Origin of the sequence: Kribbella sp. NPDC051137 (genome assembly GCF_040682535.1) — a bacterium.
GTDB classification, from domain to species: Bacteria; Actinomycetota; Actinomycetes; order Propionibacteriales; family Kribbellaceae; genus Kribbella; species Kribbella karoonensis.
The window spans coordinates 220,112-240,335 of sequence record NZ_JBFBBI010000003.1 but is presented as its reverse complement, the minus strand read 5'-3'; the positions used below and the strand labels follow the sequence as shown (position 1 = coordinate 240,335).

Annotated in this window: 25 protein-coding genes and 2 tRNA genes; 15 read left to right on the top strand and 12 right to left on the bottom strand. The window is 67.3% G+C overall.

Annotated features, from left to right (window positions below; translation table 11 throughout):
- From recF to AB0M51_RS16110, 3 genes are read left to right on the top strand one after another with little or no spacing between them, the layout of a single operon-like run.
- Entirely contained in the window at nucleotides 1-1,140 is a 1,140-nt protein-coding gene (recF, locus tag AB0M51_RS16120; protein WP_344188712.1) for a DNA replication/repair protein RecF, read from the top strand.
- Entirely contained in the window at nucleotides 1,133-1,684 is a 552-nt protein-coding gene (locus AB0M51_RS16115) for a DciA family protein (protein ID WP_344188713.1), read from the top strand. Before recF ends, AB0M51_RS16115 begins: the two co-directional genes overlap by 8 nt.
- Nucleotides 1,685-1,732: 48 nt before the next feature.
- The gene (locus tag AB0M51_RS16110; protein WP_344188714.1) at nucleotides 1,733-3,073 is read left to right on the top strand and encodes a hypothetical protein; all 1,341 of its coding nucleotides are present in this window, start codon (nucleotides 1,733-1,735) and stop codon (nucleotides 3,071-3,073) included.
- Between the two features lie 14 nt (nucleotides 3,074-3,087).
- Here AB0M51_RS16110 and AB0M51_RS16105 read toward each other — a convergent pair whose 3' ends face one another.
- From AB0M51_RS16105 to AB0M51_RS16095, 3 genes are read right to left on the bottom strand one after another with little or no spacing between them, the layout of a single operon-like run.
- Nucleotides 3,088-3,645, bottom strand: a complete 558-nt coding sequence (locus AB0M51_RS16105) for a hypothetical protein (RefSeq protein WP_344188715.1) — start codon at nucleotides 3,643-3,645, stop codon at nucleotides 3,088-3,090.
- Nucleotides 3,642-4,250, bottom strand: a complete 609-nt coding sequence (locus AB0M51_RS16100) for a hypothetical protein (protein ID WP_344188716.1) — start codon at nucleotides 4,248-4,250, stop codon at nucleotides 3,642-3,644. Before AB0M51_RS16100 ends, AB0M51_RS16105 begins: the two co-directional genes overlap by 4 nt.
- Complete coding sequence (locus tag AB0M51_RS16095) at nucleotides 4,247-4,885, bottom strand: hypothetical protein (RefSeq protein WP_344188717.1); 639 nt, start codon at nucleotides 4,883-4,885, stop codon at nucleotides 4,247-4,249. The genes AB0M51_RS16100 and AB0M51_RS16095 overlap by 4 nt, the downstream gene beginning before the upstream one ends.
- Before the next feature lie 448 nt (nucleotides 4,886-5,333).
- Here AB0M51_RS16095 and gyrB point away from each other — a divergent pair, with 448 nt between their 5' ends.
- The 6 genes from gyrB to AB0M51_RS16065 all read left to right on the top strand — a co-directional run bounded on the left by gyrB (nucleotide 5,334) and on the right by AB0M51_RS16065 (nucleotide 11,344).
- The gene (gene gyrB / locus AB0M51_RS16090) at nucleotides 5,334-7,310 is read left to right on the top strand and encodes a DNA topoisomerase (ATP-hydrolyzing) subunit B (protein WP_344189588.1); all 1,977 of its coding nucleotides are present in this window, start codon (nucleotides 5,334-5,336) and stop codon (nucleotides 7,308-7,310) included.
- Nucleotides 7,311-7,355: 45 nt separating this feature from the next.
- Nucleotides 7,356-10,013 carry a DNA gyrase subunit A gene (gyrA, locus tag AB0M51_RS16085; protein ID WP_363749508.1) on the top strand — a complete coding sequence of 886 codons (2,658 nt, stop codon included), beginning with the start codon at nucleotides 7,356-7,358 and terminating at the stop codon, nucleotides 10,011-10,013.
- Entirely contained in the window at nucleotides 10,013-10,918 is a 906-nt protein-coding gene (locus tag AB0M51_RS16080; RefSeq protein WP_344188719.1) for a DUF3566 domain-containing protein, read from the top strand. The genes gyrA and AB0M51_RS16080 overlap by 1 nt, the downstream gene beginning before the upstream one ends.
- A 97-nt stretch (nucleotides 10,919-11,015) precedes the next feature.
- Nucleotides 11,016-11,092: transfer RNA gene (locus AB0M51_RS16075), tRNA-Ile, on the top strand.
- Between the two features lie 35 nt (nucleotides 11,093-11,127).
- Nucleotides 11,128-11,259: a DLW-39 family protein gene (locus AB0M51_RS16070; RefSeq protein WP_209696738.1), complete on the top strand. Its 132-nt coding sequence runs from the start codon at nucleotides 11,128-11,130 to the stop codon at nucleotides 11,257-11,259.
- A 9-nt stretch (nucleotides 11,260-11,268) separates the two neighbouring features.
- Nucleotides 11,269-11,344: transfer RNA gene (locus AB0M51_RS16065), tRNA-Ala, on the top strand.
- Nucleotides 11,345-11,767: 423 nt separating this feature from the next.
- Here AB0M51_RS16065 and AB0M51_RS16060 read toward each other — a convergent pair.
- The gene (locus AB0M51_RS16060; RefSeq protein ID WP_363749507.1) at nucleotides 11,768-12,244 is read right to left on the bottom strand and encodes a hypothetical protein; all 477 of its coding nucleotides are present in this window, start codon (nucleotides 12,242-12,244) and stop codon (nucleotides 11,768-11,770) included.
- Between the two features lie 367 nt (nucleotides 12,245-12,611).
- Nucleotides 12,612-13,085, bottom strand: coding sequence for a hypothetical protein (locus AB0M51_RS16055; protein ID WP_344188721.1), 474 nt, complete (start codon nucleotides 13,083-13,085; stop codon nucleotides 12,612-12,614).
- 461 nt (nucleotides 13,086-13,546) lie between these two features.
- Here AB0M51_RS16055 and AB0M51_RS16050 point away from each other — a divergent pair, with 461 nt between their 5' ends.
- Nucleotides 13,547-14,269 carry a tyrosine-protein phosphatase gene (locus AB0M51_RS16050; RefSeq protein WP_344188722.1) on the top strand — a complete coding sequence of 241 codons (723 nt, stop codon included), beginning with the start codon at nucleotides 13,547-13,549 and terminating at the stop codon, nucleotides 14,267-14,269.
- Between the two features lie 9 nt (nucleotides 14,270-14,278).
- On the opposite strand, the gene AB0M51_RS16045 is transcribed toward AB0M51_RS16050, so the two are convergent.
- Entirely contained in the window at nucleotides 14,279-14,683 is a 405-nt protein-coding gene (locus AB0M51_RS16045) for a DUF4279 domain-containing protein (RefSeq protein WP_344188723.1), read from the bottom strand.
- 68 nt (nucleotides 14,684-14,751) lie between these two features.
- On the opposite strand from AB0M51_RS16045, the gene AB0M51_RS16040 reads away from it, so the two are divergent.
- Genes AB0M51_RS16040 through AB0M51_RS16030 form a run of 3 tightly spaced genes read left to right on the top strand, consistent with a single transcriptional unit; the run spans nucleotide 14,752 to nucleotide 16,160 of the window.
- Nucleotides 14,752-15,252 (top strand): DinB family protein, encoded by a 501-nt coding sequence (locus AB0M51_RS16040; protein WP_344188724.1) that lies wholly within the window; start codon nucleotides 14,752-14,754, stop codon nucleotides 15,250-15,252.
- Between the two features lie 13 nt (nucleotides 15,253-15,265).
- Entirely contained in the window at nucleotides 15,266-15,766 is a 501-nt protein-coding gene (locus AB0M51_RS16035; RefSeq protein WP_344188725.1) for a DinB family protein, read from the top strand.
- 52 nt (nucleotides 15,767-15,818) lie between these two features.
- Nucleotides 15,819-16,160: a cupin domain-containing protein gene (locus AB0M51_RS16030; RefSeq protein ID WP_344188726.1), complete on the top strand. Its 342-nt coding sequence runs from the start codon at nucleotides 15,819-15,821 to the stop codon at nucleotides 16,158-16,160.
- A gap of 9 nt (nucleotides 16,161-16,169) precedes the next feature.
- Here AB0M51_RS16030 and AB0M51_RS16025 read toward each other — a convergent pair whose 3' ends face one another.
- Both AB0M51_RS16025 and AB0M51_RS16020 read right to left on the bottom strand, forming a co-directional pair.
- Nucleotides 16,170-16,421, bottom strand: a complete 252-nt coding sequence (locus tag AB0M51_RS16025; RefSeq protein WP_344188727.1) for a hypothetical protein — start codon at nucleotides 16,419-16,421, stop codon at nucleotides 16,170-16,172.
- A gap of 106 nt (nucleotides 16,422-16,527) precedes the next feature.
- Nucleotides 16,528-17,181 carry an alpha/beta hydrolase-fold protein gene (locus tag AB0M51_RS16020; RefSeq protein WP_344188728.1) on the bottom strand — a complete coding sequence of 218 codons (654 nt, stop codon included), beginning with the start codon at nucleotides 17,179-17,181 and terminating at the stop codon, nucleotides 16,528-16,530.
- Nucleotides 17,182-17,227: 46 nt separating this feature from the next.
- On the opposite strand from AB0M51_RS16020, the gene AB0M51_RS16015 reads away from it, so the two are divergent.
- On the top strand, nucleotides 17,228-17,575 hold the full coding sequence (locus AB0M51_RS16015) for a nucleoside triphosphate pyrophosphohydrolase family protein (protein WP_344188729.1): 348 nt from the start codon (nucleotides 17,228-17,230) through the stop codon (nucleotides 17,573-17,575).
- Between the two features lies 1 nt (nucleotide 17,576).
- Here AB0M51_RS16015 and AB0M51_RS16010 read toward each other — a convergent pair whose 3' ends face one another.
- From AB0M51_RS16010 to AB0M51_RS15995, 4 genes are all read right to left on the bottom strand, one after another.
- Nucleotides 17,577-18,143, bottom strand: a complete 567-nt coding sequence (locus tag AB0M51_RS16010) for a DUF664 domain-containing protein (protein ID WP_344188730.1) — start codon at nucleotides 18,141-18,143, stop codon at nucleotides 17,577-17,579.
- Nucleotides 18,127-18,564 carry an HIT domain-containing protein gene (locus AB0M51_RS16005; RefSeq protein ID WP_344188731.1) on the bottom strand — a complete coding sequence of 146 codons (438 nt, stop codon included), beginning with the start codon at nucleotides 18,562-18,564 and terminating at the stop codon, nucleotides 18,127-18,129. Before AB0M51_RS16005 ends, AB0M51_RS16010 begins: the two co-directional genes overlap by 17 nt.
- A 39-nt stretch (nucleotides 18,565-18,603) precedes the next feature.
- Nucleotides 18,604-19,080 carry an NUDIX domain-containing protein gene (locus AB0M51_RS16000; RefSeq protein ID WP_344188732.1) on the bottom strand — a complete coding sequence of 159 codons (477 nt, stop codon included), beginning with the start codon at nucleotides 19,078-19,080 and terminating at the stop codon, nucleotides 18,604-18,606.
- 75 nt (nucleotides 19,081-19,155) lie between these two features.
- Nucleotides 19,156-19,554: a nuclear transport factor 2 family protein gene (locus AB0M51_RS15995; RefSeq protein ID WP_363749506.1), complete on the bottom strand. Its 399-nt coding sequence runs from the start codon at nucleotides 19,552-19,554 to the stop codon at nucleotides 19,156-19,158.
- An 82-nt stretch (nucleotides 19,555-19,636) separates the two neighbouring features.
- On the opposite strand from AB0M51_RS15995, the gene AB0M51_RS15990 reads away from it, so the two are divergent.
- The gene (locus AB0M51_RS15990) at nucleotides 19,637-20,209 is read left to right on the top strand and encodes a TetR family transcriptional regulator (RefSeq protein ID WP_344188735.1); all 573 of its coding nucleotides are present in this window, start codon (nucleotides 19,637-19,639) and stop codon (nucleotides 20,207-20,209) included.
- Nucleotides 20,210-20,224 lie beyond the last annotated feature (15 nt).

The window sequence follows — 20,224 nt, the reverse complement described above, 5'->3', positions numbered from 1 at the left end:
GTGTACGTCACCGCCCTGGGTCTGCTCGACTTCCGGTCCTACCAGCAGGCGGAGGTCCAGCTCACGCAGGGTGTGACGGCCTTCGTCGGTCCGAACGGCCACGGCAAGACCAACCTGGTCGAGGCGATCCACTACACCGCGACACTCGGCTCGCACCGGGTGGCCAACGACGCACCGCTGGTGCGGGCCGGTGCCACCCGGGCGATCGTGCGCACCGAGATCCGCAGCCAGTACGACCGGGACGTGGTCGTCGAGATCGAGATCAACCCGGGCAAGGCGAACCGGGCCCGGATCAACCGTTCGCCGGTGCCGCGGCCGCGCGAGGTACTCGGCCTGCTGCGGACCGTGCTGTTCGCGCCCGAGGACCTCGCCCTGGTGAAGGGCGACCCGTCCGAACGGCGCCGGTTCCTCGACGAGCTGCTGACGTTGCGCGCGCCGCGGATGGCCGGCGTACGGCAGGACTACGAACGGGTGCTCAAGCAACGGAACTCGTTACTGCGGAGCGCCTCACAGGCCCGCCGGCAGAACCGTTCGAGTGCCGCCGAGGGCCAGCTGCGCACACTCGAGGTCTGGGATTCGAACCTCGCCCGCACCGGCGCCGAGCTGCTCGCGACCCGGCTCGAACTACTGGAGGCACTGCGCCCGCTGGTCTCCAGCGCGTACGACGCCGTTGCCCGCGGCAAGGGTGATGCGCGGCTGGAGTACAAGTCGTCGGTGCTGCTCGAGCCCGGGGTGGCCTCCCGCGAACAGCTCGAGGAGGTCCTGCTCGCGGCGGTCCGGGAGAAGCGTCAGGCCGAGCTGGAGCGCGGGGTGTCGCTGGTCGGCCCGCACCGCGACGACGTCGTACTCGGGCTCGGCGACTTGCCTGCGAAGGGGTACGCGAGTCACGGTGAGTCCTGGTCGTTCGCGCTCGCGCTGCGGCTGGCGTCGTACGAACTGCTGCGCGCGGACGGGGGTGAACCGGTGCTGATCCTGGACGATGTGTTCGCCGAGCTGGACTCGCAGCGCCGGGACCGGCTGGCCGAGCTGGTCGCCCCGGCCGAGCAGGTGCTGGTGACCGCGGCGGTCGGCGCTGACGTGCCCGCTGAGCTCAGCGGAGCGCGCTTCGAGGTGGGTGAGGGGGTGGTTCGGCGTGGCTGAGCCCCCGGATTCCTCCGAGAGCGTCCCTGAGAACGAAGAAGAGCACGACAAGCAGGGCCTCGACCTGGCGAAGTCGCTCGCCGGCCGCCTCAAGCAACAGGCGGCCAAGGGCGGCTTCAAGCCGGTCAAACGCCGCCGTCGCCCACGGATCGACGGCGCCCAGATCAGCAGCGCCCGCCCCGACGACCGCGACCCTCAGAAACTGACCAACACTCTCGGCCGCCTGATGCGTGACCAGGGCTGGGAGGTGGACGTCGCCGTCCACGGCGTGATGGCCCGCTGGCAGACGATCGTCGGCCCCGAGATGGCCGAACACTGCAAACCGGAGTCGTACGACGACACCGTGCTCACGGTCCGTACGTCGTCCACCGCCTGGAAGGTCCAACTCGACCTCCTCGTCCCCCAACTCCTCTTCCGCCTGAACGCCGAACTGGGCGAAGGCACCGTCACCCAGGTCAAGGTCCTGGGCCCCAACACCTACACCTGGCGCAAGGGCACCCGCACGGTCCGCGGCGGCCGCGGCCCGCGTGACACCTACGGATAACGGGCTGGGTTGCCGGGAGGACCCACGCCTCCCCTAGGATCAGGCGCGATGCGCACGCTCGTCGACGGCTTTCGCGAGATGGTCCACCTGATCGGGGATACGTTCCGGCTCTGGTGGAAGAACCTGCTGCCCATGAGCACCTGGTGGGCGGCCGGGTATCTCGGCTTCACGATCTGCTCGCAAGGTGCGATCTGGCTGGCCAAGCACCTGCACTCGAGTCTGGGCACCGGCTTGTTCGCTGTCGGTGTCCTGCTGCAGATCGCCGCGACCGTCGGCATGATCCGCACCTGCGCGATGTCGCTGTACCGCTGGCGGGACGCGGCGAGCAGCGAAGCCGAGGAGACCGCGGACCCGACACAGCGCGGGTTGCTCGAGTTGCTGGCCGTGACACTGCTGCCGCTGGTCGCGGTGTGGTCCGCCTGGGGCTTCTTCGACAAGCAGGTCAGCCAGCTGAGCGCGTCGTTCCTGGTCCAGATCGGCACCCAGGACCAGGGATTCTTCAAGGTCGGGATCCACAGCTGGCACAACTACCTGCCGGCCCTGATCATCCTGCTGGTCCTCCGCCGGGTGCTGCAGAGCGTCGACGACCGCTGGCCGAGCCGGCCGGTGAAGTTCGCCCAGGTCTGGGCGGAGTCGTTCTTCGTGCTGCTCACCTTCGTGATCACGCCGTTCGCGGTCGCCGAGGGCAAGGAGTGGTTCAAGGACCGGAGCTTCTGGTACTGGTCACTGGACTGGTGGGACGGCTTCAAGAACATCTTCGAGAAGATCCACATCCCGATCCCTGCGGGTATCGAGTTCCTGTGGGGCTTCTTCTGGGACTCGCTCTGGCCGCTGTTCAAGGACGGCGTCGCCGAGCCGCTGACCTGGCTGGCGATCACCACAGTGGTCTTCGGTCACCGGGTGCTTTCGAGCGGCGGGGTCTTCCGGGGGACGCGGATCGAGCGCCGGCTCGGAGCCCAGGGCGCGCAGCAGGAAGAGTCGCAGCGAGGCCGGCTGGTGAGTCTGACCTACAAGGCTCCGGACCTGGTGCTCGGCGGTCTGCGGGAGAAGTTCTATCCGGCGATCAACGCGTTCCGGCTGCTGGTCCGGGTCGGGCCGGTCTTCCTCGGTGTCGTGTGCCTCGTCTACACGTTCTGGGTGCTTGCCGACGACTGGGCGTTCGTCCTGCTGGAGCGGCTGATCGGGATCCACGGGCAGCACTGGGGCCTGATGGACATGGAGATCGCCGGCATGATCCAGGACCTGATCTTCGAGCCGCTGCGGATCGCCTTGCTGGCAGCCGCGTTCGACCTGTGTATCTCGGTCGGCAGCGAGCGCCGGGTCGAGGCGAAGGCGATCGCCGAGGTCAAGGCGCCGAAGGCGGCTCAGCCCGCTCCGGCCGGCGCCTGACGGCTCCGTCCTGATCAGGGAGTGATCAGGACGCGCTTGTGCAGGTAGAAGTCCTCGGTGGTGATGCCGACCAGGTCCGGTACGGCGTTCTTCGGCACCACGAAGACCTTGGCGATCTTGGCCGGCTTGCCCATCGTGAACGGGTGGTCGTCGTCACCGCAGTACGTCGGCAAGGGGTAGCCGTACGCCTGCTGGTCGTCCCAGGTGTTGCCCTTGCTGTCCCGCAGTACCGCGTCGCAGGTGAACTGGTGGTCCTTGAGGTAGAGGCCGGGCTTCGGGGTCACGGTGATGCTGGCGAGCACGACCACGGTGCCGGCCGGACCGTCGAGCTCGATCGGCTCGCCGTCCTCGTTGAGGAGTTGGGTGTAGACCTTCAGCGAGTCCAGCTTCCACTCGACGTCCGCGACGGTCACCGGCCCCTGGCTGACGACCTGGTCGATCCGGCCTTCCTTGTAGGCGTCCTCGTCGCTGTTGAGGTACGGGCGGAGCGTGGCGAACGTCCCGACGGACAACAGGGAGATCAGTGCCAGGCCTTGCGCGGCCAGCCGGGTCGCCCGGCCACCGACCTTCACGATGCCACCCGGGTGACGGCGTCGTTCACGACGTACTGTTCCTCCGCGCTGTCGACCAACTGCTGGGCGATCGCCTCGGTCGGGACCCCGAGGTCGACCCGGATCTCACTGCTGTTCACGTTGAAGAACAAGTTGGGCTTCAGCCGCAGCGTGAGGCCCTTCAGGTCGGCTGGGTTGGCCTCGAAGACGATCGCCCCGGTCCGCGCGAAGCCGGCGTCCGGGAGGTCGATCCCGCTGCTGGACGGGTCACTGACCTCCTGGTACACGCTGCCACCGTCCGTGGTGAGGGTCGGGGTGAACGCGTCGGGCTTCTCGACGCCGCGGACCGCGTCCCACTCGACCGCGACGAAGACGCCGTTGGTCTCGATCGGCTTGTCGTCGTCGCTCGCCTTGGCGTTGATGATCTTCTGCGCGAACTTCATCCGGGTCACCTTGAACATCGTCCCGGTGCCGGCGTACTCGAGCGGCTGACCGATCTGGCCGCTGACGATCGCCAGGTTCGGGGTGTCGTGGTACACGTTGTCCGACCCGGCCAGCCGGATCACGCCGCCGAGCAGCACGAAGAGCAGACCGACCAGGACGGTCGCAGGGCGGTACAGCTTCATTCGGACTTCCCGTCGTCGATGCGAACGGTCGGCTTCAGCCGGACGACCGCGGCCGCGTCGGGGTTGTGCCAGTACGGCTTCGGGTTCGCGCCGAGCGCGGAGTTGTCACCCTCGTAGTGCTCCTGGAGTACGCCGATCTCGACGACGTCGGCGGTGAAGTTCGGGCCGACGTCGAACTTGGTGCTGCACTCCTCCGGCGGGAGACCGTAGACCAGCACCCAGTTCAGGTTGTCGCCCTTGCACGAGTCGCCGTTCGACTCGACAAGATCCGCGTGGCCGGGTGGAACGAACCGCAGCAGCTCTCCGCTGATGGACTCGCTCTTCTGTTCTTCGGTGTCGATGTTCTTCGCGGTGAAGTAGACCCTCAGGCTGGCCTCGGCCTTGCTGTACTCGGTCTTCGGTTTCCGGACGATCTCCGCCTTGGTGAACGTGTACTCGAACCGGCCGGCCGTGACCGTGGCCGGGGCGTCGAGGGTCGGGACCGTGCGGCCCTTCTTCTCTTTCCAGCCGCCGGTCGCCAGGACCACCAGGATCGCCGCGACAAGGAGGGCGATCACCAGCAGCCAGACTCGGCGGTGCCGGTGAATCACCCGGTCGGCGATCATCGCATCGATGACCTCGTCGAGACTCTCCACGGCTGCGATCCTAAGGGGCGGTGGGTGCGCGCCGGGCACCTGTCGTCCACAGCCGCCCAGGACCGGCGAGTGGTCTGGACCGGTGATCCCCCGAATCGTCGGGCGCCGAACACCCGAAGGCCACTGAGTGCCCGTGAGCGCTTTCTGGCCCCCCACCCGCGAGAGGGGACATGGTGACGAGGGAGAAAAGACGCCCTGAGGTGAGTTTCAGGCGCCTGATGGCAGGTTCTGCTTCGGTCGACGGGTAGAATGGGCGGCGTAGAGCGAGCCGCGCCTTTGCCATCACCGTAGAGGGCGGCTCTACTGTGCCGCGATGCCTCGCGAACGCGGGGTCCGAGGAGGACAACCACCGGTGACCGACGAGCCGATCGAGATCGACGCCAACCAGTCCGCCGACCCCATCGGCCCCAGTGACAGCGCGGTACCCGACGCCAGTCAGCTCCCCGAGATGCTCGACGCGATCCCGTCGAACGTCGTCGAGCGGGAGTACGACGCCAGCGCGATCCAGGTCCTGGAAGGTCTGGACGCGGTCCGCAAGCGCCCCGGTATGTACATCGGGTCCACCGGTGAGCGCGGTCTGCACCACCTGGTCACCGAGGTTGTCGACAACGCGGTCGACGAGGCGATGGCGGGGTACGGCGATCGCATCGTCGTGACGCTGCTCGCCGACGGCGGTGTGCGGGTCGACGACAACGGCCGCGGCATCCCGGTCGACATCGTCGAGTCCGAGGGCAAGCCGGCCGTCACGGTCGTGCTGACCGTGCTGCACGCCGGCGGCAAGTTCGGCGGCGGCGGTTACAAGGTCTCCGGCGGTCTGCACGGCGTCGGTGTCTCCGTGGTGAACGCGCTGTCCACCCGGCTCCAGGTCGACGTGAAGAAGAACGGCAAGCTGTACACGCAGTCCTTCACGAACGGTGTCCCGGACGCGGACCTCGCCGAGATCGGTACCTCGGACGCGAACGGTACGACGATCACCTTCTGGGCCAGCCCGGACGTCTTCGAGACCACGACGTACTCGTACGAGACGCTGGCGACCCGCTTCCGCGAGTACGCGTTCCTGAACAAGGGCCTCGAGTTGGTGATCCGCGACGAGCGGCCCGACCACCTCGACGAGGACGGCAAGCCGCTCGAGCAGTCGTTCCGCTACGACGACGGCCTGGTCGACTACGTGAAGTACCTGACCGGGATCCGCGAGACCGTGCACCGCGACGTGATCTCGTTCGAGGCGGCGGCCGCCGACGACACGATGAGCCTGGAGGTCGCGCTGCAGTGGAGCGGCTCCTTCCAGGAGTCCGTGCACACCTTCGCGAACGCGATCAACACCCACGAGGGCGGCACCCACGAAGAGGGCTTCCGGGCCGCGCTCACCTCGCTGGTCAACGGCTTCGGCGAGGACCAGGGGATGATCAAGAAGAAGGAGGACAGGCTCACCGGTGACGACATCCGCGAGGGCCTGACCGCGATCATCTCGGTCAAGCTGGCCGAGCCGCAGTTCGAGGGCCAGACCAAGACCAAGCTCGGCAACACCGAGGTCAAGGGCTTCGTCCAGCGGGTCGTGAACGACAAGCTCGGCGCCTGGTTCGAGCAGAACCCGGCCGAGGGCCGCGAGATCATCCGCAAGGCGAGCGCCGCGGCGAGCGCCCGGATCGCGGCCCGCAAGGCCCGCGACCTGGCCCGGAACCGCAAGGGCCTGCTCGGCGGCGGCGGTCTCCCCGGCAAGCTCGCCGACTGCCAGTCGACGAACCCGGAGGAGTGCGAGGTCTACATCGTCGAGGGTGACTCGGCGGGCGGCTCCGCGAAGGGCGGCCGGGACCCGAAGTTCCAGGCCATCCTGCCGATCCGCGGCAAGATCCTGAACGTCGAGAAGGCCCGGATCGACAAGGTCCTGCAGAACAACGAGGTCCAGGCGATCATCTCGGCGCTCGGCACCGGCATCCACGAGGACTTCGACGAGGACAAGCTCCGGTACCACAAGATCGTGATCATGGCCGACGCCGACGTCGACGGCCAGCACATCCGGACGCTGCTGCTGACGCTGCTGTTCCGGTTCATGCGCCCGCTGATCGAGCGCGGTCACGTGTACGCCGCGCAGCCGCCGCTGTACAAGATCCGCTGGAGCAACCAGCCGCACGAGCTGGCCTACACCGACCGCGAGCGCGACGGGCTGCTCGAGGCCGGCGCCGAGGCCGGCAAGAAGCTGCCCAAGGAGAACCCGATCCAGCGCTACAAGGGTCTGGGCGAGATGAACGCGAACGAGCTGTGGGACACCACGATGGACCCGGCCAACCGGGTGCTGCTGCAGATCACGCTGGACGACGCGATCCGCGCCGACGAGACGTTCCAGACCCTGATGGGCGACGACATCGAGGCGCGGCGCAACTTCATCCAGCGCAACGCCAAGGACGTCCGCTTCCTCGACATCTGATCGCGCTGCTGCTCACCGACGTACTGATCTGAACGGGACTTTTTCATGACCGAGACCCCCACCTCTCCGGGCCACGACCGGGTCGAGCCGCTCGACCTGCAGACCGAGATGCAGCAGTCGTACCTCGACTACGCGATGGCCGTCATCGTCGGCCGCGCGCTGCCCGAGGTCCGCGACGGCCTCAAGCCCGTGCACCGACGCATCCTCTACGCGATGTACGACGGCGGTTACCGGCCGGACCGCGGTTTCAACAAGTGCTCCCGCGTCGTCGGTGACGTCATGGGTCAGTACCACCCGCACGGTGACTCGGCGATCTACGACACCCTGGTCCGGCTGGCGCAGCCGTGGGTGATGCGCGCGCCGCTGATCCAGGGCCAGGGCAACTTCGGATCGCCCGGTAACGACCCGGCGGCCGCGATGCGGTACACCGAGTGCCGGATGGCGCCGCTGGCGATGGAGATGGTCCGCGACATCGACCAGGAGACGGTCGACTTCCGGCCGAACTACGACGGCAAGTCGCAGGAGCCGGTGATCCTGCCGGCCCGCTTCCCGAACCTGCTGGTGAACGGCTCGTCCGGGATCGCGGTCGGGATGGCGACCCAGATTCCGCCGCACAACCTGCGCGAGGTCGCGGCCGCGGTCGACTGGGCGCTGGAGCACCCGGACGCGAGCCGGGAAGAGCTGCTCGAGGCCTGCCTGCAGCACATCAAGGGCCCCGACTTCCCGAACGGCGCGCTGATCGTCGGCTACAAGGGCATCGACGACGCGTACCGCACCGGTCGTGGTTCGGTCACGATGCGCGCGGTGGTCGACATCGAAGAGGACGCCAAGGGGCGGACCAGCCTGGTCATCACCGAGCTGCCGTACATGGTGAACCCGGACAACCTGGCGCTGAAGATCGCCGAGCTCGTCAACACCGGCAAGATCAGCGGGATCGCCGACATTCGCGACGACAGCTCGTCCCGGACCGGTCAGCGCCTCGTGATCGTGCTGAAGCGCGACGCCCAGCCCCGCGTCGTACTGAACAACCTCTACAAGCACACGCCGCTGCAGGACACCTTCGGCTGCAACATGCTGGCCCTGGTCGACGGCGTACCGCGCACGCTCAGCGTGGATCTGTTCATCAGCCACTGGATCGATCACCAGATCGAGGTCATCCAGCGGCGGACGCGGTACCGGCTGCGTGAGGCCGAGCGGAACGCTCACATCTTCCGCGGTTACGTGAAGGCGCTGGACGCTCTCGACGAGGTGATCGCGCTGATCCGGCGCAGCCCGGACGTCGAAGAGGCGCGTACCGGCCTGATGGAGTTGCTGGACATCGACGAGATCCAGGCGAACGCGATCCTCGAGATGCAGCTGCGCCGGCTCGCCGCACTGGAGCGGCAGAAGACGGTCGCCAGGTTGCAGGAGCTCGAGGCGATCATCGCCGACCTCGAGGACATCCTCGCGAGCCCTGTGCGGCAGCGCACGATCGTCAAGGACGAGCTCGGCGAGATCGTGGAGAAGTACGGCGACGAGCGCCGTACCGAGATCATCGCCGCCGACGGCGACCTGTCGGTGCAGGACCTGGTGCCGGACGAGGAGGTGGTCGTCACGATCACCCGCGGCGGCTACGCGAAGCGCACCAAGACCGACCTGTACCGGACGCAGAACCGCGGCGGCAAGGGCGTCCGGGGTGCGCAGTTGCGGGCCGAGGACGAGGTCAGCCACTTCTTCGCCACCACGAACCATCACTGGATGCTGTTCTTCACCACCAAGGGCCGGGTCTACCGGGCGAAGGTGTGGCAGCTGCCGGAATCCGCCCGCGACGCCAAGGGCTCGCACGTCGCCGGCCTGCTGTCCTTCCAGCCGGACGAGGAGATCGCGCAGGTGCTGACACTGCGTGACTACGAGCAGGCGGACTACCTGCTGCTCGCGACCAAGAAGGGCCTGGTCAAGAAGACGGCGCTGCGGGACTACGACTCCGCGCGGCAGAGCGGCATCATCGCGGTGAACTTCCGCGAGGAGGACGACGAGCTGATCGGTGCCGACCTGGCCAGCGCGGAGGACGACCTGCTGCTGGTGTCCCGCAAGGGCCAGTCGATCCGCTTCACCGCGAGTGACGACCAGTTGCGACCGATGGGCCGGGCGACGTCCGGTGTGACCGGCATGAAGTTCCGGTCCGGCGACGAACTGCTGTCGATGTCGGTGATCCGGGCCGGCGCCGACGAGGACACGCAGTTCGTGTTCACCGTGACCGACGCCGGGTACGCCAAGCGGTCCAAGGTCGCGGAGTACCGCCAGCAGGGTCGTGGCGGCCTCGGCATCAAGGCGGTCAAGCTGAACGACGAGCGCGGCTCGCTGGTCGGCGCGATCATCGTGGTCGCGGAGGACCAGGTGCTGGCGATCAAGGCCAGCGGCCAGGTCGTCCGCAGCCGGGTGGACAGCGTGCCGGTCAAGGGCCGGGACACGATGGGCGTCCGGTTCGCCGGGGTCGGCGAGTCCGACGCCGTGGTCGCGATCGCGCGGAACACCGATCTCACGGTCATCGGGGACGAATCAGAGGAGTCCGACGCGGGTACTGTCGCTGAAGGTGCTCAAAATGTGGACGGATCGACAACCGAATCCCCCTCTGAGAGCGTCCAGAATGGTGACGAGCGTTCGACGGAGGTTGACGGCGCGGCTACCGTCGAAAGCGACGAAGCCGGCCAGGAGGGTGACTGATGACCAACCGCGCGAGGCCGAACTGGCCTGAGGGTGCGGCCGACGGCTCCAAGTCCCAGCGCGCCGCGCCGGGTGGGCAGCCGACCGCCGCCCCGGGCAATCCGGCCTCCAACGGTCGTTCCAACGGCGTCCCTGGCGCCAACGGCCAGCGAGCAACCGCTCCGAACGGTCAGCGGCCGTCGGAGTACCGTCCGCAACCCCGCCCGGGTACGCCGAGTGCCGGACCGGCGCCGGTGCGTCCACAGCAGCCGGCCCCGAGTACGCCGGGCCGCCCGGAGCCCTGGGCACCCGGCCCGGCGGCGGGCGACGCCGCGTCGAACGGTGCCGCGGCGAACGGGGCGGCGTACGGCGAGCAGCCGGACGCCAAGACCGAGTCGTTCGGTGACCGGATGAGCGCGGCGCGGCAGGCCGTCCTGGACAAGGCCGCCGCGGTGAAGGCCGCGAAGCCGGACAAGTCGGCGGAGCGCGCCGACCGGGCCGAGGCCAAGCAGACCCGCCGCGCCGAGAAGGAGACCAAGGCGTCGGGTCGCCCGCAGACCCGGAAGGCCCGGCTGCGGATGTCCCGGATCGACCCGTGGTCGGTGATGAAGACGGCGTTCCTGCTGGCGATCGCATTTGGCATCGTCACCTGGGTGGCGGTTTTCATCATCTGGTCCGCGATTGGCGCGGCCGGCGTGTTCGACAACATCAACTCGACGGTCCGCGAGGTCCTGGGCACGCCGACGGGCGAGCCGTTCCGGGTGGAGAACTACATCAACACAGGCAAGGTGATGGGCTTCACCACCCTGCTCGCCTGCGCCGATGTGCTGATCATCACCGCGCTCGCGACCCTCGGATCCTTCCTCTACAACATCGCCGCCGCACTCCTCGGCGGCCTCGAAGTCACGCTGGCGTCGGAGGACTGACAGGTCCCGGCCGGGCCCGTCGAGGCCCGGCCGTAACCGGTTTGGGAGTACGGCCCTTGGTGCGGTAATCTCTCCCGGGTTCGACACCGCAGTACGCGGGCCTATAGCTCAGACGGTTAGAGCGCTGCCCTGATAAGGCAGAGGTCACTGGTTCAAGTCCAGTTAGGCCCACCATCACGTAGTTCGAAGTCCTGATCCGAGGAGTCCCAGTGCTCAGAAAGTTCCTGCTGGTGCTGCTGGCCGGCGTCGGTGGATACTTCGTCTACAAGAAGACCCAGCAGTCCCGCGCCGAAAAGGACCTCTGGGCCGAGGTCGCCGACCCGGTAACCCCGGGCCACTGACCACCCCACGGGGGCGTAGCTCAACTGGCAGAGCACTGCCTTTGCAAGGCAGGGGTTAGGGGTTCAAGTCCCCTCGTCTCCACCATGTGATCTCTCAAGAGATCCCGGACGGACCGGACCCCTGAGTGGGGTCCGGTTTTCTGTATTTGGGGTTGGACCTGAGGGTCGGCCGAGGGGCTGGTAGTCGAGGGTGAGTTTGCCGGCTGGGTCGGGCGATGTCGTCGAGCACGCGGTAGTGGGTGTCGGTGGTGCGGTCGGTGCCGGGTTGTGCTTTGGGCGGGCTTGGTAGGCGGTGGCCGGTGTCGCGCGGCGTTGGGTTGTTCGGCCCGGAACCGTAGGTAGGAGCTTGGCGACACAAAGGTGATCGCCGGGGAGATCCGCCAATTGGAGTTCGCGCATCGTACGGCCAGCACGTCACGTATCAAGACACCCCACGGTGGTCGGATCGCAAGTTGCGACGGCCGAGCAATCTGGTCGGTTCGTGGCAGTGTGCAGGTTCGGCTGCTTATCAGTCGACTGCGTGGATGTAGACGAGGGGATGAGCGGGATCGAACGTGTCCACGACCAGGGTTCGGCTGCTGCCGGCCGGTGTCTGGTCCTCGGTCATCAGTGGCCGTCGGAACGACTCGGGCCCTGGGCATGTATCCGCCGCTGGTAGTTCCTGCTGGGCGACGGTTCGTGGCGTGGCGAATCGGCTTGCGGCAAGGAACGTTCGCAGGCCTTTGGGCGTGGTCCGGAACGAGATTCGCAGCGTGTGCTCGTCGAACATCGGGTGCGCATCCGAGCTGAAGCGTAGTTCTGCCGCATCGGGCGGCGGTTCGACGTCGAAGGCTGCGGTGATGTCTTGGAGTTCGACGTTGCTGTCTGGGCAAGCGCGCCTATCAGCGACGTTGGGTGCTCGCTCGGGAAATGGGGAAGCCAGCGTGAGGGCGATAATGCAGACAACGAGTGCCCCGACCCCGCCGATGATGAGCCAGCCGGTCACAGCCCGAACTCGTCTCATGGATCGATAAGCGTAGCGGTGACAACGACCGCTTCGCTTGGTCAGCGCGTGTGGAGTGGCGCCACCTTCCGACGCCGGTGATTGTGCGGGTCTTCGCGGGAGCGTCGGGGGCGCTTCGCGACGCTGCGCGTCTGCCTGGCGGCAGCCCTTGACACTGCCGCTGCGCCCCGTGGCTTGGCGGCTATCCGGATGGTGTGGTCATCCCGCCGGCGGCTCAAGCAGCGCCACAGTGATCACCCAAACCGGCGCGCGAACCGCGCCCACCGACCCATTAGAGCGCCTACGGCGTCCCTACGGGATCGGCAAGCCGGCTCTTGACCCGCGCCACGCTGACGTTGGTTGGCAGCAATCAGGGGGACGGGGCAGGTGTGGATGTCGTGCCGGAGGATCTGCTGCTAGGCGAGCCCAGGAGAAAGACGACCCTCGACACGAGATCTGGGGTTTCGGCGTCGACCCAGATCTCAAGTGGGTAGTTGCCCTCCGGGAGTACCAGCTCGGTCATGTCATTGCTCTGGTCGTTGCCAACCAGTACTCCATGGATGCCGATGCTCAAGACGGTTTTGTGGATGCGTCGCAACCCATCCGGTGTGCCTCCAGACCACACCTCCACCCGTACCTGGCACGGTCCATCGGTGCCGATGTCGCCTCGAGTGGCCACGGCGATGCCCGGATATGGAGGGTTGTCGGGGTCGATCAGTGATTCCGCGCGGAACGCGACCCACTCCTGCCCGTCGTCCCACTCCGGATAGTCCTGCCAGGTGGCATCGAGGATGGCGACCTGTGCATACAGAGGGCTCACGTCGATCCGGAGCCGGATGTCCACGCTCCAACCGTACCGGGATCACGTGCCCTAACGGGAGTGCGCCAAAGGGCCCTACCGGTCACCTCTTGGGTTGAACTGGCCAGGCCCACGCTCAGCGATCCGACGCGCAGGCCAGCGGGAGCGGCACAACCGCCTTCGGCCTGGGGTCGAGCCTTTCGTAGCCGGGACTGCGCGCTCTGGCGATCACCAGTTCGCACGAAGTCCTGAGCGCATCCGCCGAGGTCTCAGCGGAACTGGGCCACTGCGTCGAGGAGGCGGTTCAGTGCGGCACGCCAACACCTGGTGTCGAGGTGCCGGTCCTGTGGTGAGCAAGCAGAAACGGCGGGCTTCTTCCCAATCCATTTTTCGCAGCTTTGGGCCGCAACTTCAAGGCTTATGTTTTGGCGGCGAGTGACGCAGACTCGTGTCCGCGCAGCCGACAACTCCGCGATCGGCTGGCGGGAGGAAGAGGTTCAAATCCTGTGGCCGAACTCATGCGTCTGACATGGCCCAACTGTCTCAATGTCCGCGACCTTGGTGGTCTGCCTACGAGTGATGGTCGTGAGATCGGCGCTGGCGTGTTGATTCGTTCCGACAACCTTTCGCGGTTGACCGAGGCCGGCGTGGAAGCGGTACGGGAGGCTTCGGTGAGTCGCATCATCGACGTACGGACTGCCCCGGAGTGCGAAGGCGACCCGTCGCCGTTCGCATCCGATCCTGTCTACCGCAACATGCCGCTCTACAACGACGACGATCCTTACGATCCGACGCAGACCATCGACCAGCAGTACGTGGCGATGCTCGACCTCCACCCCGAGCTGTTCGCCGCCGCGGTCGGGGCGATCGCGGATGCGCCGACCGGCGGAGTGGTCGTCCATTGCCATGCCGGAAAGGACCGTTCTGGGACGGTGGTCGCATTGGCCCTGAGCCTCGCCGGCGTGCCGGCTGAAAGCGTCGCCGCCGACTACGCCGTCCTGGACGACCGCATGCGCGAACACCTCGACGAACAGCTCCTCCTCATCGACGACCCCACCGAGCGGAGCCAGCTGGCTGAGTCCTTTACCGCCCGGCCGGAGACGATGCTCGCGGCACTGAGGCACCTCGAAGACAGGTACGGCGGAGTCGAGCCGTACCTCCGTCACGGAGGTCTGACCGACAACCAGGTCACCGCGCTGAGAACCCGCCTCATCGATCCACGGACCTGACATGTGCGGTCAGTTGCCGTAGAGGTCCAACGTCAGGTGAATTGGTAGTACGGCAAGGCGGCGGAGGATGCCGGGGTCGAGCGCGACACCACCTTGGCCGGTCTCGTCGAGCGACACGAAGCAGAACCAGTCGAGGTCGCAACCCTCCGCGGACAGGGCGTGGAGCACCTGGTCTTTGGGCTCGACCCGGTCGAGGAGCCATACCAGGTGCTCCTGGAGGGAGCCGGTGCTCACGTTCTTGGTGGAGAGTGACCACAGGGAATGTCGCCAGCGGTGCGGCGAAGTGTGGGTGATGAGGTCGCCGGCGTCGTGTGAGCTGGTGGGCAGGATTCCGAGTCGAGCGGTGACGTCACTCGCCGGGCCGTCGTCGAACTTGAAGATCCTGAGGCCTGCATAGGTTGTCTCTACTGCCACAGCACACAGGCTGACAGCCGTTTCGCCGATGCGCATCGGCATAAGTGCTTTGGTCGTATGGTCGGGGGATGGGGTTCAGGGCGCGGGTGGAGAGGGTTTTGCCGGGGCGGGTGGTTGGGGAGCGGGAGGCGTTGGGGCAGCAGTTGGAGTTTCAGCGGGCTACGTTGGTGGGGAAGTTGGACGGGCTTGAGGATGAGGCGTTGCGGCGGCCGATGACGGCTTCGGGGGTGAGTTTGCTGGGGTTGGTGAAGCACCTGACGGCGACCGAGCACGGGTGGTTCCTCAAGATCTATGCGGGTGTGGACGAGCCGGAGCTGTGGCCGGCGGACGACGACTTTCGGGTCGGGGACGGTGAGACGGCCGAGGTTCTGGTCGGGCAGTATCTGCGGGTCTGTGAGCGGGCTCGCGAGGTGGTGGCGGCCGGCGAGTTGGACGACCTGGTGACGACTCCGTCGGGAGCGGAGGCCAATCTGCGGGCGATTCTGATCCACATGGTGCAGGAGACGGCGCGGCACAACGGGCATGCGGACATCATTCGGGAGAGCATCGACGGCACCACCGGGCAGTGAGTAGGTTTCGGGGATGTCGGTCTGGGAGGTGCCTGAGCGGGTCGAGCCACCGGTTGATCCGGTGGACGAGTTGGCTGCGTTGGTGGGACGGCTGGAGTTCCAGCGGACCACCTTGTTGATGAAATGCGGTGGGCTGGCGCCAGAGCAGTTGGTACTGCGGGCCGTGCCGCCGTCGAGGTTGTCGCTGTTGGGGCTGGTGCGGCATCTGTCCGCCGTCGAGGCCTGGTTCCACGAGTACGACGGGCAGCCGGATCACCTGTACTTCTGGAACTACGGCACAACCACCGGGTTCGAGGACCTCGACCCCGCCCGGGCCGCCGACGACCTGGCCAGCTACCAGGCCAGCGTCGCCCGGTCGCGGGCTGCTGTCGCCGGGGTCGACCTGGACGAGCGCAGTCCGGGTGAGGACTACACGCTCCGGTGGATCTACCTGCACATGATCGAGGAGTACGCCCGGCACAACGGCCACGCGGATCTTCTTCGTGAGTGCATCGACGGTGTCACCGGCGAGTAGTAGCCGTTCCCGTCCAACGCGTGCACAATCCCCTTAGCGGGGAGGAACAGACATGAGCGCTGAACAGGCGGAGCCCCGAGGGGTCTCCGTGGAGTTGCTGGCATCGATCGATCTCGGCGCCGAGATCCCGGGGATGGACGGGCGCCGGCTGCGGATGCGGATGGTGACGATCGAGCCGGGCGGGGTCTTCGGCCCGGTGCACGATCACGTCGGCCGGCCCGGGACGGTGTACGTCCTCGAGGGCACGATCACCGACCACCGCGACGGTACGACGACGGAGTACGGCCCGGGGCTCGGCTGGCCCGAGGACCGGAACACCGTGCACTGGCTGGAGAACCGGGGCACGGTGCCCGCGGTGGAGATCTCCGTCGACGTCGTCGAGTCGGCGGACTAGCTCAAGGAGCTACCTGGGGACGAGCCACAGCTGCCACGGGTCGTTCGCGCCGGGGCCCGTGCCCTTGCAGTAGTAGTCGGACCAGTCGTTGGGGCGGGTTGCGAGTTGCCATCTGCCCTGGCCAAGGCAGTGCTCGAGCGTCGAGTAGTAGCCGCCGGATTGGGGAGGGCCGGCGGCGTACGCCGAGGTCGTGACCCCGATCGAGGTGCCGGCGGTGGCGAGCAGCACGGCTGCGGCGGTGAACAGTCTTCGGTTCTTCATATAGGTACCTGTCTCTCGGCTGTCTGGTTGCATCAGCAAACCCAACCGCCCGTACGCAGGCCACCCTTTCGAGCGCTGTTGAACGGTCCTACGCCGTCGAGTCGGACTAGCCGAACGCCCAGCTCGCCATCAGCGGGAACTCGGCTTGCCAGAACGGATCGCCGTGGTTTCCGGGGCGTTCGGTCATGATCACTTCCGCGTCGGCGGCGCGCAGCGCGTCGTACCAGCGGGCAGCGTTCTCGAGGAACCAGGGCTCCTCGGTGCCGGCGACGAGGTACGTCCGCGGCAGCCGCTCCGGTAGCACCTCGGGCGGGTGATAGCCGCCGCCGGGCGATGCGGCGAAGACCGAGCCGTAGATGTCGGGGTGCCGGACGCCCATCGCCAGTGCGAGTTCCGCACTGGCCGAGACGCCGAAAACCGCGGTCCGTTCGGCCGGGAGCGCGACGCCGAATCGCTGACGCACCCACTCGCGCACCTCGTCGACGAAGAAGGTCTCGTGCGCCGCGAACTGGTCCGGCTCGATGGAGGGCGAGTACTCGCGGATCCGCACCATCTCGTCCGGATCGTCCGTCCGGTGTACGCCGACCACCAGCGTCGGAGGTACGTCGGCACGGACGAGGTCCGGGCCCCACCTCGAGATCAGCTGGCCGTCGCCGGCGTACACGACCGCCTCCGGTGCGGCCGGTGGTACGTAGACGGTGACCTGGCGGGCGCCGTCGTACGCGAAGGTCTCGGTGACGAACTCACCGGTGCTGTCCATCGATCTCTCCGTCGAGGTAGTCGGTTCGGGCTGGCAGACTTGCGCGATGACCGAGCAGAGGGCGTTCGACTTCAGTGGTTACCAGGAGGCAGCGGCGCGGACCGGCGGTCTGGTCGCGACCGATCACCCGATTGTGTACCCGACTCTGGGTCTCGTGAACGAGGCGGGCGAGGTCGCCGGCAAGGTGAAGAAGATCTTCCGGGACCGGGCGGGCGTGATCACCGACGCGGATCGGGAGGCGCTGACGCTGGAGCTGGGCGACGTGCTCTGGTACCTGTCCGAGTTGTCCACAAGACTCGGCATCCGGCTCGAGGACGTTGCCAAGCGCAACCTTGCGAAGCTCGCGGACCGGGCGTCGCGCGGCGTTCTCCAGGGCGACGGCGACCACCGCTGACTCACGGGCGGAAGTGGTCGGCGGCAGCCTGCACCTGTGCCCGCCGGTCGCTCCAGAACGCCTCGTCGTCGGCGACCGTGGTGCCGCCGCCGAGACCGCCGTCGAGTTGTTCGCGGAGGATGTCGGCATGGCCGGTGTGCTGGCTGGTCTCGGCGAGCATCCGGATCAGCAGTACGCCCAGGGTCGTGTCGCGGTGCCCGTCCGACCAGTGCGCGACGTACGCCGGACTGTCGAGCTCGAGGTCCGCGACGCTCCGGTCGGAGTGCGCCGCGAGCCGGCGGTACATGCCGACGACGTACTCACTCGACTCGTCGGGCGTCGCCCACATGTCGATCTCGGTCGACACGTCCTCCCGAAACCACGACGGCCGCACCACAGGCACTCGCCCGACGGCCTCACCGAGATACCCGTGCTCCAATCCCGCCAGGTGCTTCACCAACCCGAGCAGATTGGTCCCGGTCGGCACCAGCGGCCGCCGCAACTCGTACTCCCCCAACCCCTCCAACTTCCCGAGCAACCCCACCCGAGCCCCCTGCAACACCCGCAACAACTCACCCTTGGTATCCACGCGTCCCCCTCAACACCTCGTACGTCGCATCGAGCGACTGACGCGCCGCCTCATCCGGCGTGTGATCCGTCAACTGTCGTTCTCTCGTCCGCCGCGGCACCAGGTGGAAGTGCAGATGAAACACGTCCTGCCCCGCCGCCACCCCGTTCGCCTGCAGCAGGCTGACTCCGTCCGACGGCAGCTTCTCGATGAGCAGACGCGTGGTCGCGTGCAGCGCCTTGGCCACTGCCGTGATCGCCGTCGGTGCTTGTTCGTCCGTCAGATCGTTGATGTGTAGCCGCGGTACGACGAGGGTGTGCCCGCGGCGGAGCGGATTGAGGTCGAGGAACGCGGCGGCGTGCTCGTCCTCGTAGAGGATTCTCGACGGGAGTTTGCCGGCGAGGATTGTGCAGAAGGTGCAGTGCATGAGTCTGCCCTTCACTGGGCGTGGATTTCTGACAGGGTGTCAAAGTAATCGGCGTCAGTGCTCGACCAAGCCGCCGACTGCGACTGCCGGCACGTGGCCTGTTCGTGGGCGGGACTGCCATAGTGCGATGCCTACGTCGACGAGTGCCGCGCGACGCAGTTCCGGTACGTCGGTGAGCGGTGTCCAGACCGACTCGGCTGTCTCGCCGTTCGGCTCCGGGCGTGTGGTTCCGCCGGTGACGCGTACCGCGTAGAAGATCCCGAGGTTCTGGTGATCGCCCCGGCCCCACAGCCGGCGTACTGCGGCCGGTACGACGCGTGAGTCGACGCCGAGCATCTCCTCGACCACCGACTCGTATCCGGTCTCCTCGGCGACCTCGCGTGTCACGGCGTCGAACGGATCCTCGTTCTGCTCGACACCCCCACCCGGCAAGGTCCACCAACTCCCGTCCCCGAACGGCGACACGTACCGCGCCAGCAACACCCGCCCGTCGTCGACGCACACCGCATAAGCACCCACCCGCTGGCTCATCCCCGGACCTTAACCCGCAACTAATTCACCGTCAGCCAGCGACGTGCGCCAGGTCATGCGCCGGACTTTAGTGCGTCAGCTGGTCAGGTCGGGGATGGTGTGGGCGCTGACGTAGTCGCGGAAGAGTTTGATCTTGCCGTGCTGGATGCGGAAGACCTGGATGCAGCGGGCCTCGAACGGGGCGCCGGTGATCGTGTGGCGGGCTTGCGTGGTGAGTTCGAGGATCACCACCTCGGGGTCGTCGGTGTGGTGGAGCTGGTTGGTGTGCAGGTCGATGATCTCGATCGGGCGGTCGCTGGTGCGGAGGGAGAACTCGCGGATCGCCTCGCGGCCTTCGAGGCGGGTCGGGAGGCCGTGGACGGCGAACGGGAGTTCGATGACGCCGTCCTCGGCGAACAGGTCGGCGAACGCGTCGAAGTCGCGGGCGATCAGGTGCCGGCGGCGGAGTTCCAGTACGTCGAGCGGGGTCATCATGCTCCTTCATTCAACGGATGTAGAACGGTTCAACGAGCGTAGAACGAAACTCGCGACCGGTCAACGGACGTAGAATGAATCGATGAGTGAGCCCACGCCCCGGCCGTCGCGGACCCAGCAGCGGATCGAGACCCAGGAGCGGATCCTGTCCGCCGCGGGCCGGTTGTTCGCCGCGCTGGGGTACGACCGGACCACGATCCGCGCGGTCGCCGCCGCGGCGCAGGTGGATGCCGGCCTGGTGATGCACTACTTCGGCAGCAAGGAGCAGCTGTTCGCGCAGGCGACGAAGACCGAGACTCCGCTGGTCACCGGCGAGACTCCGGAGGAGGTCGCCGAGCAGCTGCTCGGGATTCTCCGCCAGTCGCTGATCGAGGAGCCGATCGCGTCGTTGGCCGCCCTCCGCTCGATGCTCACGCACCCGGACGCGGCCGCCGAGGTGGGCAACGCGCATGCCGAACGCGTCAAGGTCAGCAAGGCGATCCCCGGCGTGGACGGCAACCTCCGGGCCGCGGTGGTGAGCGCGATCCTGATCGGCGTGGTCCTCGGGCGGCACCTGGTCAAGCTCGACGAGCTGGCCGACGCGGACCCGGACGAGATCGTCGAACTCCTCCGCCCGGCGGTCCTCTCGCTGACCAAGGCCGACCGCCCGGAATAGGCCCGCAGCAGACGA